The sequence below is a fragment of the Dyella sp. LX-66 genome, from assembly GCF_018599165.1.
Lineage (GTDB): Bacteria > Pseudomonadota > Gammaproteobacteria > Xanthomonadales > Rhodanobacteraceae > Dyella_D > Dyella_D marensis.
Genome location: NZ_JAHFVJ010000003.1, coordinates 186,965 through 201,479, shown reverse-complemented (window position 1 = coordinate 201,479; position 14,515 = coordinate 186,965). Strand labels below are relative to the sequence as shown.

General features: G+C 69.7%; 14 protein-coding genes. 11 read left to right on the top strand and 3 right to left on the bottom strand.

Annotation, left to right across the window (positions count from 1 at the left end):
* The first annotated feature begins 208 nt into the window (after positions 1 to 208).
* From sucC to KK141_RS07510, 6 genes are all read left to right on the top strand, one after another.
* Positions 209 to 1,369, top strand: a complete 1,161-nt coding sequence (sucC, locus tag KK141_RS07535; protein WP_214569149.1) for an ADP-forming succinate--CoA ligase subunit beta — start codon at positions 209 to 211, stop codon at positions 1,367 to 1,369.
* Positions 1,370 to 1,382: 13 nt separating this feature from the next.
* Positions 1,383 to 2,258 (top strand): succinate--CoA ligase subunit alpha, encoded by an 876-nt coding sequence (sucD, locus tag KK141_RS07530; protein WP_214569148.1) that lies wholly within the window; start codon positions 1,383 to 1,385, stop codon positions 2,256 to 2,258.
* Between the two features lie 191 nt (positions 2,259 to 2,449).
* Entirely contained in the window at positions 2,450 to 2,965 is a 516-nt protein-coding gene (locus tag KK141_RS07525; protein WP_214569147.1) for a spore coat U domain-containing protein, read from the top strand.
* Between the two features lie 4 nt (positions 2,966 to 2,969).
* The gene (locus tag KK141_RS07520) at positions 2,970 to 3,689 is read left to right on the top strand and encodes a molecular chaperone (protein ID WP_214569146.1); all 720 of its coding nucleotides are present in this window, start codon (positions 2,970 to 2,972) and stop codon (positions 3,687 to 3,689) included.
* Between the two features lie 60 nt (positions 3,690 to 3,749).
* Entirely contained in the window at positions 3,750 to 6,059 is a 2,310-nt protein-coding gene (locus KK141_RS23110; RefSeq protein ID WP_214569145.1) for a fimbria/pilus outer membrane usher protein, read from the top strand.
* Positions 6,056 to 7,009, top strand: coding sequence for a spore coat U domain-containing protein (locus KK141_RS07510; RefSeq protein WP_214569144.1), 954 nt, complete (start codon positions 6,056 to 6,058; stop codon positions 7,007 to 7,009). The genes KK141_RS23110 and KK141_RS07510 overlap by 4 nt, the downstream gene beginning before the upstream one ends.
* On the opposite strand, the gene KK141_RS07505 is transcribed toward KK141_RS07510, so the two are convergent.
* The gene (locus KK141_RS07505) at positions 7,006 to 7,257 is read right to left on the bottom strand and encodes a hypothetical protein (protein WP_214569143.1); all 252 of its coding nucleotides are present in this window, start codon (positions 7,255 to 7,257) and stop codon (positions 7,006 to 7,008) included. The two genes, KK141_RS07510 and KK141_RS07505, sit on opposite strands and share 4 nt — an antisense overlap.
* A gap of 54 nt (positions 7,258 to 7,311) precedes the next feature.
* Positions 7,312 to 8,220 (bottom strand): LysR family transcriptional regulator ArgP, encoded by a 909-nt coding sequence (locus KK141_RS07500; RefSeq protein ID WP_214569142.1) that lies wholly within the window; start codon positions 8,218 to 8,220, stop codon positions 7,312 to 7,314.
* 108 nt (positions 8,221 to 8,328) lie between these two features.
* Here KK141_RS07500 and KK141_RS07495 point away from each other — a divergent pair, with 108 nt between their 5' ends.
* From KK141_RS07495 to KK141_RS07485, 3 genes are all read left to right on the top strand, one after another.
* A complete protein-coding gene (locus KK141_RS07495; protein ID WP_214569141.1) occupies positions 8,329 to 8,946 on the top strand; it encodes a LysE/ArgO family amino acid transporter in 618 nt (205 codons plus the stop codon).
* Between the two features lie 63 nt (positions 8,947 to 9,009).
* The gene (locus tag KK141_RS07490) at positions 9,010 to 10,641 is read left to right on the top strand and encodes an NAD+ synthase (RefSeq protein ID WP_214569140.1); all 1,632 of its coding nucleotides are present in this window, start codon (positions 9,010 to 9,012) and stop codon (positions 10,639 to 10,641) included.
* A gap of 314 nt (positions 10,642 to 10,955) precedes the next feature.
* Positions 10,956 to 11,726 carry a GNAT family N-acetyltransferase gene (locus KK141_RS07485; RefSeq protein WP_214569139.1) on the top strand — a complete coding sequence of 257 codons (771 nt, stop codon included), beginning with the start codon at positions 10,956 to 10,958 and terminating at the stop codon, positions 11,724 to 11,726.
* Between the two features lie 83 nt (positions 11,727 to 11,809).
* On the opposite strand, the gene KK141_RS07480 is transcribed toward KK141_RS07485, so the two are convergent.
* Positions 11,810 to 12,649 carry an outer membrane protein assembly factor BamD gene (locus KK141_RS07480; protein WP_167252408.1) on the bottom strand — a complete coding sequence of 280 codons (840 nt, stop codon included), beginning with the start codon at positions 12,647 to 12,649 and terminating at the stop codon, positions 11,810 to 11,812.
* A gap of 70 nt (positions 12,650 to 12,719) precedes the next feature.
* Here KK141_RS07480 and rluD point away from each other — a divergent pair, with 70 nt between their 5' ends.
* Both rluD and pgeF read left to right on the top strand, forming a co-directional pair.
* The gene (rluD, locus tag KK141_RS07475) at positions 12,720 to 13,697 is read left to right on the top strand and encodes a 23S rRNA pseudouridine(1911/1915/1917) synthase RluD (RefSeq protein WP_214569138.1); all 978 of its coding nucleotides are present in this window, start codon (positions 12,720 to 12,722) and stop codon (positions 13,695 to 13,697) included.
* Positions 13,687 to 14,424: a peptidoglycan editing factor PgeF gene (gene pgeF, locus KK141_RS07470; RefSeq protein WP_214569137.1), complete on the top strand. Its 738-nt coding sequence runs from the start codon at positions 13,687 to 13,689 to the stop codon at positions 14,422 to 14,424. Before rluD ends, pgeF begins: the two co-directional genes overlap by 11 nt.
* The last annotated feature ends 91 nt before the right edge of the window (positions 14,425 to 14,515 follow it).

Here is a 14,515-nt window from a genome sequence, read left to right as displayed (position 1 = left end):
ACCTACGCCATCGGGTTTGCCATCCCGCCCGCCTTCCGCGAAAATACCGGGCCGTATTGCGCGGTTTTCGCCATGTCGAGACATGGCGGCGGCGCACTGCAACCCCGGTAGCGCCTGCATTCGACGCCGTCGCCGTCCGTCCCCCTCAAGCCCGTCCGGTCCTCCCCGCACGGGCGCCATGTTTTTCCCCGTTCGCTCGAGGTATCGAATGAATTTCCACGAGTACCAGGCCAAAGAACTGTTCGCGAAGTACGGCATCGCCGTGCCCCCGGGCAAGGTCGCCAACTCTCCCGATGCCGCTGTCGACGCCGCCAAGCACCTTGGTGGTTCGCAGTGGATGGTCAAAGCTCAGATCCACGCAGGCGGCCGCGGCAAGGCCGGCGGCGTGAAGTTCTGCAGGAGCCTCGATGACGTGCGCGCAGCGGCCAAGGGCATGCTGGGCACCAACATGGAGACCTACCAGTCCGCCGGCCGCGCGCTGCCGGTGAACCTGGTGCTGGTCACCGACGCCACCAACATCGCCAAGGAGCTGTACCTGTCGATCCTGGTGGACCGCGACACCAAGTCCGTGTCCTTCATCGCCTCCAAGCACGGCGGCGTGGACATCGAGCAGGTCGCCAAGGACACCCCCGAAGACATCCACACCATCGTGGTGGACTTCGTGGAAGGCCTGCAGCCGTACCAGTGCCGCCAGCTCGGCTTCGCCATGGACCTCAACGCCAAGCAGGTCGGCCAGCTGACCAAGATCATGCTGGGCCTGTACAAGCTGTTCAACGAGAAGGACCTGGCCCTGGTCGAGCTGAACCCGCTGGCCATCCTCGAGGACGGCAACCTCGCCGCGCTCGACGGCAAGGTCAACTCCGACGACAACGCCGAATTCCGCCACGCCGACCTGGCCGCCATGCGCGACCTGAGCCAGGAAGACGCGGCCGAGGCGGCTGCCGTGCAGCACAACCTCAACTACGTGACCATGGACGGCACCATCGGCTGCATGGTCAACGGCGCGGGCCTGGCCATGGCCACCATGGACGTGATCAAGCTGGCGGGCGGCGAGCCGGCCAACTTCCTCGACGTCGGCGGCGGCGCCACCAAGGAGCGCGTGACCGAGGCGTTCAAGCTGATCACCTCCTCCGACAAGGTGAAGGCCATCCTGGTCAACATCTTCGGCGGCATCGTTCGTTGCGACATGATCGCCGAGGGCATCATCGCGGCCGTGAAGGAAGTGGGCCTGAAGATCCCCGTGGTGGTGCGCCTGCAGGGCACCAACGTGGAGCTGGGCCGCGAGCTGCTGGCCAACTCCGGCCTGGCGATCACGCCGGCCGACGATCTCAACGACGCGGCGCAGAAAGCCGTGGCCGCCGCGAAGTGAGGAGCAATCGAGCATGAGCGTTCTCGTCAACAAGAACACCAAGGTGATCGTGCAGGGCTTCACCGGCCAGCAGGGCACCTTCCACGCGCAGCAGGCGCTGGACTACGGCACCAAGGTCGTCGGCGGCGTCACGCCGGGCAAGGGCGGCAGCGAGCACATCGGCCTGCCGGTCTTCAACAGCGTGGCCGAAGCGGTCGACGACACCGGCGCCGACGCCTCGGTGATCTTCGTGCCGCCGCCGTTCGCGGCCGACTCGATCCTCGAAGCGATCGACGCCGGCATCAAGGTGATCGTGGCCATCACCGAGGGCATCCCGGTGCTGGACATGCTGCGCGTGAAGAACGTGCTGGCGCAGCATCCGGAAACCGTGCTGATCGGGCCGAACTGCCCCGGCATCATCACCCCGGGCGAGTGCAAGATCGGCATCATGCCGGGCCACATCCACCAGCCTGGCAAGGTCGGCATCGTGTCGCGCTCCGGCACGCTCACCTATGAAGCCGTGTTCCAGACCACCAACGAAGGCCTGGGCCAGTCCACCTGCATCGGCATCGGCGGCGACCCGATCAACGGCCTGAGCTTCATCGACTGCCTGAAGCTGTTCCAGGACGACCCGCAGACCGAAGGCATCATCATGGTCGGCGAGATCGGCGGCAGCGCCGAGGAAGACGCCGCCGAGTTCATCGGCGAGTACGTGACCAAGCCGGTGGTGTCCTTCATCGCCGGCGCGTCGGCTCCGGCCGGCAAGCGCATGGGCCACGCCGGCGCGATCATCTCCGGCGGCAAGGGCACGGCCGCGGCGAAGTTCGCCGCGCTGGAGAAAGCGGGCGTCACCACGGTGAAGTCCCCGGCCGACCTGGGCAAGACCCTGGCGGGCCTGCTCAAGAAGTAAGCGTTCCGGCTTCGCAGGAAGCCACGAAGAAGGCCGCGGCGACCCCGCGGCCTTCTTTTTTGGGCGGCCCCGGCCACGCTGGCATTTGACTAAACGTTTGGTTCGGGTCTACACATAGCGCCGCGCACGCCCGGGATGGCGGCACCGCCCGGACAGCACTCGCATCGCTCACGAACCTCAGGGGATTCGACATGAAGCGTTGGCAGCAGCTGTGTTCCGCCTTGATCTTCGCCGGGGCCGCCTCCGCGGCACCCGCCGCCGTCTACAACAACGGCACCAGTCCCGCGACCTTCACCGTTTCGCTCACGCTGCAGGCCAACTGCACCATCGGCGCCAGCGCGCTGGCCTTCGGCAGCTACGGCGTGCTGGGCTCGGCCATCAACCAGCAGACCACGGTGCAGGTGACCTGCACCAACACCACGCCCTACAACGTGGGCCTGGATGCGGGCGGGGTCGCCGGCTCCACGGTTTCCGCGCGCTTGATGGCCGGCACCACCGCCGGCAATACCAGCACCACGGTTGGCTTCCAGCTCTACCAGGACGCCGGCCACAGCACGATCTGGGGCAATACGCAGGGCACCGACACCGTCGCCGGCACCGGCAGCGGCTCGGCCCAGCCGATCACCGTCTACGGCCAGGTGCCCAGCCAGGCCACGCCGAAGCCGGACACCTACCAGACCACCGTCACCGCCACGGTCTATTTCTGAGGCCATGCGGCGCCTGACCGCCGCCGCGCTGGCTGCCGGCGCCGCCCTGGCGGCGCATGCCTCGTCGCTGCAGATCTCGCCGGTGACAGTGGAACTGCCGCCCGGCCAGAACGCCTCCGCCCTGACCCTGCGCAACCCCGGCAAGGAGCCGGTCTACGGCCAGGTGCGCGTGTTCCGCTGGGATCAGGCGCCGGACGACGACCGCCTGGAACCCAGCGAGGACCTGGTCGCCAGCCCGCCTTTGATCCGCATCGAGCCGCAGGGCGAGCAGCTGGTGCGGCTGGTGCGCCGCGACGGCTCCGCCGTGGCGGAAGAGCGCTACTACCGCGTGCTGGTCGACGAGGTGCCCAACCTGGACGCCGCACCCGGCAACGGCGTGAACATCCGCCTGCGCTATTCCGTGCCCGTGTTCCTCGAGCCCGCCGGCGCGCCCGCGCTACCGAAGCTGAGCTGGGAGCTGCGCCGCGAAGGCGCCCAGTGGCAGCTGCGGGTGAGCAATACCGGCGGACGCCGCGCCCAGCTCGCCGCCGTGCGGGTGGTGGGCGCCGACGGCGCGGCGCAGGAGATCAACCCGGGCTTGCTCGGCTATGTGCTGGCGGGGAGGACGCGGCAATGGACGATCGCGCTGGACGACAAGCTGGCGGCCCACGGGCCGCTGAAGCTCCGCGCCAACCTCAACGCCCAGCCCATCGAGACGGAGCTGAGCGTCGCCGCGCGGCCATGACGCATGCATCCGGCGCGCTGCCCCGATGGAACGGCGCGAACGGATGAACGGCGGACGGGCGTGGGCCGCTGCCTCCTTTGCTGCGCACTCGCCCTGGCGCTGCCGGCGCGGGCCGACGACCTGCCGCTGCCCGCCGCGCTGGACATGGCGCAACCGCAGGAGGTCTTCCTCGACGTGATCCTCAACGGCCAGCCCAGCGGACGGATCCTGCGCTTCCGCGCCACCGGCGAGCGCCTGGCCTGCGATGCCGCGGAGCTGGCCTCGCTGGGCCTGGATCCCGCGCGGCTGGGCCGGACCGGCGAGGTGCCGCTGGACGAGGTGCCCGGTCTTTCCTACCGCTACGACGCCGCCACGCAGCGGGTGGAACTGACCGCGGCCGACAGCCTGCGCATGCCCTTCGTGGCCGATGCGCGCCAGCTCGGCCGCACGCCGCCGGCGCAGAGCGGGCGCGGCCTGCTGATCAACTACGACGCCTATGTGCAGAGCGGCAGCGGTGCGCGCCTGGCGCTGTGGTCGGAGCTGCGCTACTTCGCGCCTTCCGGCGTGTTCGATAACACCGGCACGTACTACGACGGCGGCGGCCAGCATCGCTACGTGCGCTACGACACCGCGTGGACGCGCTCGAATCCGGCCACCACCAGCGTGCTGCAGATCGGCGACAGCATCACCTCCGCGCTCAACTGGTCGCGCCCCGTGCGCTTCGCCGGCGTGCAGTGGCGCAGCGATTTCGGCTTGCGGCCGGACCTGATCACCTTTCCGCTGCCGTCGCTGGGGGGCTCGGCCGCGGTGCCGTCGGCGGTGGATCTGTACGTCAACAATGTGCGGCGTGCGAGCGTGGATGTGCCCAGCGGCCCGTTCGTGCTGAACCAGGCGCCGGGCATCAGCGGCGCGGGCCAGGCCACCCTGGTGACGCGCGATGCGCTGGGCCGCACCGTGACCACCGCGCTGCCGCTGTACATCGACGCGCGCATGCTCGCCGAAGGACTGGACAGCTACGGCGTCGAAGCGGGTTTCGTGCGGCGGCGCTACGGGCTGGCTTCGTTCGATTACGCCTCGCACCCTTCCGCCAGCGGCTCGTGGCGGCATGGCGTGAGCGATGCGCTCACCGTCGAAGTGCATGGCGAAGCCACCGCGGGCCTGGCCAATGCCGGCGGCGGCGCGCTGGTGCGGCTCGGGCAGGCCGGCGTGCTGAGCGGTTCGCTGTCCCTGAGCTGCGGCCGCGAGACGGGGCGGCAGGCCAGCTTCGGCTACCAGTGGATCCGGCCCGACGTGGCGATCGATGCCGAACTGACCGAGCGCACGCCGGACTACGCCGACCTCGCCTCGCGCGAAGGCGCGCCCGCGCCGCGGCGGCTGGCGCGTTTCACCGTGTCGGTGCCGTTCGCGCAGGGCCAGAACGTGGCACTCAGCTATATCGCCCTGCGTTCGCCCGGCGCGCCGCCTTCGCGCATCGGTGCGCTGACCTGGATCTGGTCGGTGGCGCGCTGGGCCTCGTTGAACCTGAGCGCCTACCGCGACTTTGCGCGGCCTTCGGCGAGCGGTGCTTTCCTCAGCCTCAATCTCTCGCTGGGCGGACGCATCACCGCCAGCGCGCTCGGCGGCAGCCAGGGCGGCCAGCCGTACCGCAACGTGCAGGCGCTGCGTCCGGCCGACTACAGCGGCGGCTGGGGCTGGGGCGTGCAGGACGGGCGCAGCGGCGGCCTGAATTTCAGCCAGGCGCAGCTGCAATACCTGGGCAGCGCGGGCCAGCTCACCGCGCTGGTGCAGGACACCGATGGCCATCGCACCGCGTCGCTCGATGCCTACGGCGCCCTGGTCTGGATGGACGGCAGCCTGCAGCCGGCGCGGCGCATCTACGACGGCTTCGCCCTGGTCTCCACCGACGGCGTGCCCGACGTACCCGTGCTGCACGAAAACCGCCCGATCGGCCGCACCGACCAGGGCGGCCATCTGCTGGTGCCGGATCTCAATGCCTACCAGGCGAACCATCTGGCCATCGACAGCTTGTCGTTGCCCGCCGATACGCGGGTGGACTCGGTGTCGCAGGACGTGGTGCCGCAGGCGCGTTCGGGCGTGCTCGCGCATTTCCCGCTGTCGCGCTATGCGGCGGCGTCGATCGTGCTGGTGGATGGAAGCGGCCAGCCCTTGCCGGCGGGCACGCGCGTGCATCACGGCGAAAGCGGCATGGACACCGTGGTGGGCTACGACGGCATCACCTTCGTCAGCGGCCTGCGCGAGCGCAACCGGCTGCAGCTCGAAGGCGATGGCTGGCATTGCGCCGTGGCCTTCGACTACCGCCGCCCGACGGATGGCTCGCTGCCGCGCATCGGGCCGCTGAGCTGTCCGAAGCAGCCGGAGTCCGCGCGATGATGCGCTGGTTCGCCGTGCTGCTGCTCGGCTGCAGCCTGATGTGCTGCGGCGCGGTGCGCGCGCAGACCTGCACCGCCACGCCGAGCAATCTCGATTTCGGCAACGTCAATCCGATCGCCGGCGCCGCCGTGTCGCGCAGCGGCACCATCAACGTCACCTGCAACTGGGGCCTTATCTCGCTGGCGCCGAATGCACTGGTATGCCTCAACCTCAGCACGGCGACCGCGCGTGCGATGGCCAATGGCGGCAACACCATGCAGTACGGCTTGTTCCAGGACGCGGGCAATACGCAGCTGTGGGGTTCCACCGTCAGCGGCAATACGCCGATCTCGGTGAGCATCGCCAAGCCGCTGCTGGGTACGTCGGCGGGAGCGACGGTGAACTACTACGGGCAGATCACCGCCGGCCAGACCACCGTGCCCACCACCGGCAATGCGAACACGGTGTACAGCCAGAGCTTCAATGCGGAGACCGTGCTGGCCTACGGCTACTACCTGCTGGCAGCGCCCACCTGCGCTTCGCTCAGCTCGGCCGGAAGTTTTCCTTTCACGGTCAGCGCGACGGTGACCAACAACTGCACTATCAGCGCGACCAACCTCAGCTTCGGCACCGCGGGCGTGATCGGCGCGGGCATCAATGCGACCAGCAGCCTCAGCGTCACTTGCACCAATAACGATGCCTGGCGCATCTCGATCAACGGCGGCGGCAGCGGCAACGTGGCGGCGCGTGTGATGCAGCGGACGGGCGGGGGAGGTTCCGTCAACTACCAGTTGTATACCGACAGCGCGCGCACCCTGGCCTGGGGCGACGGCACCGGCGGCACCACGCGCGCCACCGGCACCGGCACGGGGCTGGCGCAGAGCGTCACGGTGTACGGGCGCGTGCCGTCCCAGACGACACCGATGCCGGGGAGCTATGGCGACACGGTGACGGCGACGATCGAGTTCTAGAAGGTCACTTGCCAGCGGGCCGGCGCGAGGCGGTGCGTGGAGGACGGCGCAGGCTTGGCATCGTTCGCCTGCACGCGGTACGGGGAATCCAGCGCGCAGTTCACCACCGGCGGCTCGCGTTCCTGCTCGCGGCGGTCGACCTGGCAGCTTTCCTTGATAGTGAGGCTGACATCGAGCGTGGTGGATTCGGTGGCGGCGAAGCTGGCGCAGGGCAACAGCAGCAGGGCGAGCAGGGGCAGACGGGACATGCGGCGGGGAAGTGAGGGGGTCTCCCTCCTTGATCGGCGGATCCGGCCCGTTCTTTAAGCGCCGTCGCGCTGGCGCAGCTCCTTGGCGGCAGCGGCGAGCAGGGCGGCGGTGAGCCGCTCCAGCGTGGCCGAGCGCACCGACCAGTGCTGCCAGTACAGCGGCACGTCCAGCCAGCGCCCGGGCGCGATGGCCTGCACGGTGCCCTCGCGCAGCGGTTTGTGCAGCATCGATTCCGGCGCCATGCACCAGCCCAGGTCCAGTCCCGCGGCATCGACGAAGCCGGTGGAGGAGGGCAGGTAGTGGGTGGGCGGGGCCAGCCGGGCGCGGGTGATCTTGCGGATAAAGCGTCGCTGCAGCGCGTCCTTGCGGTTGAACACCACCATCGGCGCGCTGCCGAGCGCGGCGGCATCCACGCCGTGCGCGAAGTGGCGCGCCACGAAGGCCGGCGAGGCGATCGGCAGGTAGCGCATCGCGCCCAGCGGCCGCGCGGTGCAGCCCTGCACCGGATGAGCGTCGGCGGTGATTGCGCCGAGCACGCTGCCGTCGCGCAGCAGGTCCAGCGAGTGGTCCTGGTCTTCCACCCGCACGTCGAACAGCAGGCCGTGGCGTTCGTGCAGCGCGGCCAACGCGCCGAGGAACCAGGTGGCGAGCGAGTCGGCGTTCACCGCGATGGCCAGCGTGGTCGGCGCCTGGTCCGCCGCGCGTTCCACCGCGAAGGCCTGCAGGGTTTCCGCTTCCAGCAGCTGCATCTGCTGCACGCTGCGCAGCAGGTGTTCGCCGGCGGCGGTGGCGCGGCAGGGCGCCTGGCGCAGGATCAGCACCTGGCCGAGCCGGTCCTCCAGCGCCTTGATGCGCTGGGACACCGCCGACGGCGTCACCGACAGCCGCCGCGCGGCACCTTCGAAACTGCCTTCGCCGAGCACGGCGGCGAAGGCGGCGAGCTGGGGATTGAGCAGGGTCATGGCGGGATGCCTTCGATGAAGAAAATCTAATTCAGGATAAGTCGATTTAGTTTTACTGAAATGAGGGTGTGCCGCATCCTGGCGGTCTATCTCGCTGGACTCCCCCTTATGCAGACCTCCGCTTATCTGGCGGGCCTCGCCGCTGGCGCAGGCCTGATCATCGCCATCGGCGCACAGAACGCCTTCGTGCTGCGCCAGGGCCTGCAGCGCCGGCACGTCGGGCCGGTGGTGCTGGTGTGCATCGTGGCCGACACGGCGCTGATCCTGCTCGGCGTGGCCGGCATGGGCCTGCTGGTGAAGGAGATGCCCGGACTGCTGCAGGTGCTGCGCTATGCCGGCGCGGCCTTCCTGCTCGCCTATGGCGCCTTGGCATTGCGCCGGGCCTGGAACGGCGAGAGCGGCCTGCAGCCGTCGGAAGACGGCTCCGCCGGCCGCCGCCGCGCACTGCTGGCCTGCTTGGCCTTCACCCTGCTCAATCCGCACGTCTATCTCGACACGGTGGTGCTGCTGGGCAGCCTGTCCACGCATTACGAAGGCGCGGGGCGCTGGTCGTTCGCGGGCGGCGCGTGCACGGCCAGCGTGCTGTGGTTCACCGCGCTGGGCTATGGCGCGCGCGCACTGCTGCCGGTGTTCCGCAGCCCCATGGCATGGCGCGTGTTCGACGTGCTGGTGGCGGCTTTCATGGTGACACTGGCGGTGCTGTTGCTGACCCGGCCGCTGGCCTGAGCCGCGCCCGCGGGGAAGGGCTGCGAGTATCATTGGCGGCCCACTCCCCGCGGATTTCCAGGCATGACCACCCTGCGCCTCGCCCTCGCCCAGTTCGATTTTCCGGTAGGGGCGGTTGCCGCCAATGCGGCCCGCGTGGGCGACCTGCTGGCGCAGGCGCGCGATGGCGGGGCCGACCTGGTGGTGTATCCGGAGCTGACCCTGAGCGGCTATCCGCCGGAAGACCTGCTGCTGCGCCCCAGCTTCCTGGCCGCCTGCGACAGCGAGCTGCACGCGCTGGCCGCCGCCACCAACGGCGTGGCCGCGCTGGTCGGCCATCCGCACAGCGAGGGCGAGGTGTACAACGCCGCCAGCCTGCTGCGCGAAGGGCGCATCGAACTGACCGCGCACAAGCAGGCGCTGCCGAACTACGGTGTGTTCGACGACAAGCGCTATTTCCGTCCCGGCCACGAAACCGCGGTGAGCAGCATCGAAGGCGTCACCGTCGGCCTGCTGATCTGCGAGGACATCTGGCAGCCGGAACCCGCCGCGCAGGCCGCGCGTGCCGGCGCCGAACTCATCGTCGTGGTCAACGCTTCGCCGTGGGACGGCGCCAAGCAGGCCGAGCGCGAAGCCGTGCTGAGCGCCCGCGCGCAGGAAACCGGCTGCGCCATCGTCTATCTCAACCTGGTCGGCGGGCAGGACGAAGTGGTCTATGACGGCGGCTCGCTGCTGGTCAACGGCGACGGCAGCATCGCCGCGCGCGCGCCGGCGTTTACCGAAGTGCTGCTGTGGGCCGATTTCGACGCGCAGGCGCGCACGCTCAGCGCCGACGCCTGGCCCGCCCGGGCGGACGACGCGCCCGAAGCCACGCTGTACGCCGCGCTGGTGCGCGGCATCCGCGACTACATCGAGAAGAACGGCTTCGGCGGCGTGCTGCTGGGCCTGTCCGGCGGCATCGACTCGGCGCTCACGCTGGCGCTGGCTGTGGATGCGCTCGGGCCCCAGCGCGTCACCGCGGTGATGATGCCCTCGCGCTATACCTCGCAGCTGTCGCTGGACGGCGCGCGCGCGCAGGCCGAGCAGCTGGGCGTCGAGTACCACATCATCCCGATCGAGCAGACCTTCCAGAGCTTTATCGACGCGCTCACGCCCGCCTTCGGCGGCAAGCCGGCGGACCTCACCGAAGAAAACCTGCAGTCGCGCACCCGCGGCGCCATGCTGATGGCGCTGAGCAACAAGCACGGCCGCCTGCTGCTGGCCACCGGCAACAAGAGCGAGATGGCGGTGGGCTACGCCACGCTGTACGGCGACATGTGCGGTGCCTATGCGCCGCTGAAGGACGTCTACAAGACCGTGGTCTATCGCCTGTCGCGCTGGCGCAATGCGCATGCCGAGCGCTTCGGCGGCGGCGAAGTGATTCCGCCGGCGGTGATCGAGCGTCCGCCGTCGGCCGAACTGCGCGACAACCAGACCGACCAGGATTCGCTGCCGCCGTACGACGAGCTCGATGCGATTCTCGAGCGCTTTATCGAAGGCGAGCTGTCGCAGGCCGAGATCGCCGCGCAGGGTTTTCATTGCGACACCGTGCGCCGCGTGGTGCGCCTGGTGCTGCTCAACGAATTCAAGCGTAGGCAATCGGCGCCGGGGCCGCGCGTGACCACGCGTGCGTTCGGGCGCGAGCGTCGTTATCCGATTACATCCGGGTGGCGTTGAGGCTCGCGCACCGACGAATTCACGTTTTTGCATGTCGCGCTTGACAGCGCGGGGTAGTCTTTGGAACGATCCGCGGCCTTCCGAATCGGAGGTGCGCCATGATTGTCATCGCCTCACGCAAGTCCGCCGTCGCCGCTGCCGCGCAGATCGCTGCCTGCTGACGCCGTCCACCGGTTTTCTCCGCTGGACCGTTCACTAAGTCCGTTCTGACGGCCGCGTTCGCGGCCCCCGCATCCGTACCCGAGCCTCGCGGTTCGGGCGATCCGGCATGTCCTGTCGCTGCCCGCGCCGGGACGAGACTGAGTACCCCACCCATGACAATGCATGACCGCACGGCGCTGAGCCGTGTCTCCGCCTATCTGCGCGCCCGCATAGCGCTGCAGCAGGGCAACCGTTGCCTGCAACCGTTCCACGTCACCCTCGACTCGGCCAGCACCGAACCCGGATGGAACTACGCCACGCCGGTGGACGGCGCCGCGCCGAATGCGCACGAACTGGCCTCGCTGATCGACCTGTTCGACCGCAAACAGCGCAAGCCGCGCCTGGAATACATCCACGAAATGGCTCCTGAGGTGCTGCCGCGCCTGCTCGATGCCGGCTTCTTCCGCGAGGAGCCGCTGGCGCTGATGACCTGCACGCCCGACAGCCTCGCCGCCGATGGCGATCTGGACGGCGTGGAGTGGCTGCTGGCCGAACGCGAGCACGAACTGCACGCGGCCGCCGAGGTGCAGAACGCCGCTTATGGCGTATCCGGCACCTGCGCGGCCGATGTGGAACGGCTGGCCGGCGTAGTGGAAAAGGGCGGCGTGGTCGCCCTGGCCCGCTGCCGCGACGGCAGCGGCGCACTCGGCGCGGGGCTGTATTCGCCCCCGCTCGAGGGCGTCACCGAGATCGCGGCGATCGGCGTGCGCGAGGATGCGCGCGGCCGCGGCATCGGCGGCGCGGTCACCGCGCTGCTGGCGGACCACGCCTTCGTGCAGGGCGTGAGCTTCCCGTTCCTGATGACGGCGGCCGGCAACGAGAACCGCGTGTATGCGCGGGCCGGGTTCCACCGTTTCGGCGAGCTCATAGGTGTAACGCGGTGAACGGCCGCGCAAACGAAAACGCCACGGCGCTGGCCGCGGCGTTTTCGGATGCGGGATTGGATTCCCGCCTTTAGCGATGGCGCTTAGTGGTGGCCGGAGAACGGCACCATCTTGCGCAGCGTGGACGGGGCGTGCGGCCACTTCTCGTCCGTCAGGTAGGGGTGGTTCGGGTAGTTCAGCGCCAGCACCTTGCGGGTCTGCTCGGCCAGCTGCGGACGCTCCAGGCCGATATAGCTGCGGGTGAGGATGGCCAGCGCGTCGCCGGTCTGCGGCGCCTGCTGGTAGTGCTCGATCACGTACTGGGCGCGGTCGGCCGAGGCGATGTAGGCCTTCCGGCGCAGGTAGAACTCGGCCACGTTGACCTCGAACTGGGCCAGCACGTTGCGCAGGTAGATCATGCGCTGGCGGGCGTCGGCCGAGTAGGCGCTGTCCGGGAAGCGGCGGGTCAGCTCGGAGAAGTCGTCGAAGGCCTGCAGGTTATAGCCCTGGTCGCGGCGGGCCTGGCTCTCGGTGCGCTGGAACACGCGCTCGATAAAGCCGCCGGTGCGATCGAAATTGATCAGGCCGCGCAGGTAATAGGCATAATCCACATGCTTATGGGTCGGATACGTCTTGATGAAGCGGTTGACCGTGGAGTAGGCGTCGTCCGGCTGGTTGTCCTTGTACTGCGAATAGGCCAGGTCAAGCTGGGCCTGTTCGTTGAAGTCGCCGGACGGGAAGCGCGCGATCAGTCGCTGGTAGGCCTTGGTCGCGGCGGCGTAGTCGGAATGGACCAGGGAGTCGTGCGCGGTGCTGTACAGCTTCTCCACCGGCATGGTGTCGATGGTTTCCTTCTTGCTCCGGAACATGGAGCACGCGCTCATCGTGGCGACGACGGCGAGCACCACCAGTACTTTGAAGACCTGCAGCTTGGTTACGCGCATGGGAAAGGGTTCAGATGTTTGATCGAAAAGGGATGATAGCCGAAACCACCGGAAACCCGGGCGGCCGGCCATGACGACCATCCGCCATGAGGCCACCGTGCCGCTGTCGGCAGCCGGGTGGCGCTTCGACCGGGCCTTGGCCGAGATGTTCCCGGACTACTCGCGATCCCGCCTGGCGGCGTGGATCAAGGCCGGGGCGGTGACCCTGGATGGCGCCGCGGCGCCCCCGCGCCAGCTGCTGCGCGGCGGCGAGCAGGTGCGGCTGGAGGCCGAGCTTGCGGCCGAGGTCGAGCTGGAACCGGAAGATATCGCGCTGGAGGTGGTCCACCAGGACGAGCACCTGCTGGTGCTGAACAAGCCGGCCGGCCTGGTGGTCCACCCCGGCGCCGGCAATGCGGCCGGCACCTTGCTGAACGCCTTGCTGCACCACGACCCGAAGCTGGCCGAGCTGCCGCGCGGGGGCATCGTGCACCGCCTGGACAAGGACACCTCCGGCCTGATGGTGGTGGCCCGCTCGCTGCCGGCCCATACCGCCCTGGTCGACATGCTGTCCCGCCACGAGGTGGAGCGGCAGTACGAGGCCGTGGTGATGGGCCTGCTGGTGGCCGGCGGCACGGTGGATGCGCCGATCGGCCGCCATATGGGCGACCGCCTGCGCCAGGCCGTGCGCGACGAGGAGGACGGCAAGCGCGCCGTCACCCACTACCGCCTGCGCGAACGCTTCCGCGCCCATGCCCTGCTGCAGTGCAGCCTGGAAACCGGCCGCACCCACCAGATCCGCGTGCACATGGCGCATATCGGCCACCCCCTGGTCGGCGACCCGCTGTACGGCGGCGGCCTGCGCCTGCCCAAGGGCGCCTCGCCCGAGCTGGTGGCGGCGCTGCGCGGCTTCCGCCGCCAGGCCCTGCATGCCGAGCGGCTGGCGTTCGAGCACCCGGTCAGCGGCGAGCCGCTGTCGTTCTCGGCGGCGCGGCCGGCGGACCTGGACGCGCTGGTGAACACCCTGCGCGAGGATGCCGCCCACGCGGATCCTTACGATGCCTACTGAGGGCTGGCTGCGCCCGGACTGGCCGGCGCCGGCCGGCGTGCATGCGGCGGTGAGCACCCGTGACGTGCCCGGCGCCTCGGCCTCGCCGTTCGAGCGCTTCAACCTCGGCAGCCGCTGCGGCGACGCGGCCGAGGCGGTAGCCGCCAATCGAGCGGCGCTGGCATCCATGCTCGACCTGCCGGCACCGCCACGCTGGCTGCGGCAGGTGCACGGCATCGCGGTGGCCGACACCGGCGCGGAAGGCGAGCCGGAAGCGGATGCCTCGGTGACCCGCACGCGCGGCGAGCCGCTGGCCATCCTCACCGCCGACTGCCTGCCGGTGCTGTTTTGCGCGGCGGATGGCGGCGAAGTCGCTGCGGCTCATGCCGGTTGGCGCGGGCTCGCGGCCGGTGTGCTGGAGGCGACGCTGGGCCATCTGCGCGCCCGGCCCGGCGCTGTGATGGCGTGGCTGGGGCCGTGCATCGGTGCGGCTTCGTATGAAGTCGGTGCGGAAGTGCGCGAGGCTTTTATCGCCGACGATGCGGGTGCCGAAGCCTGCTTCGTTCCAACTCGCCCGGGTCACTGGCTGTGCGACCTCGCTGGACTGGCGCGCCGCCGGCTGGAGCGGGCCGGCGTTTCCGCCATCTACGGCGGCGGCTTCGACACCCTGGCCGACCCGCGCTTCTACTCGTATCGCCGCGACGCGGCACGCAGCGGACGTTTCGCCACGCTGATCTGGCTTCAGTAACCGGCGTAGGTTGGGGGGGGGGGGGGGGGGGCCCCCCCCCCCCCCCCCCCCCCACCCCCCCCCCCCCGGGGGGGGGGGGGGGGGGGCGCGG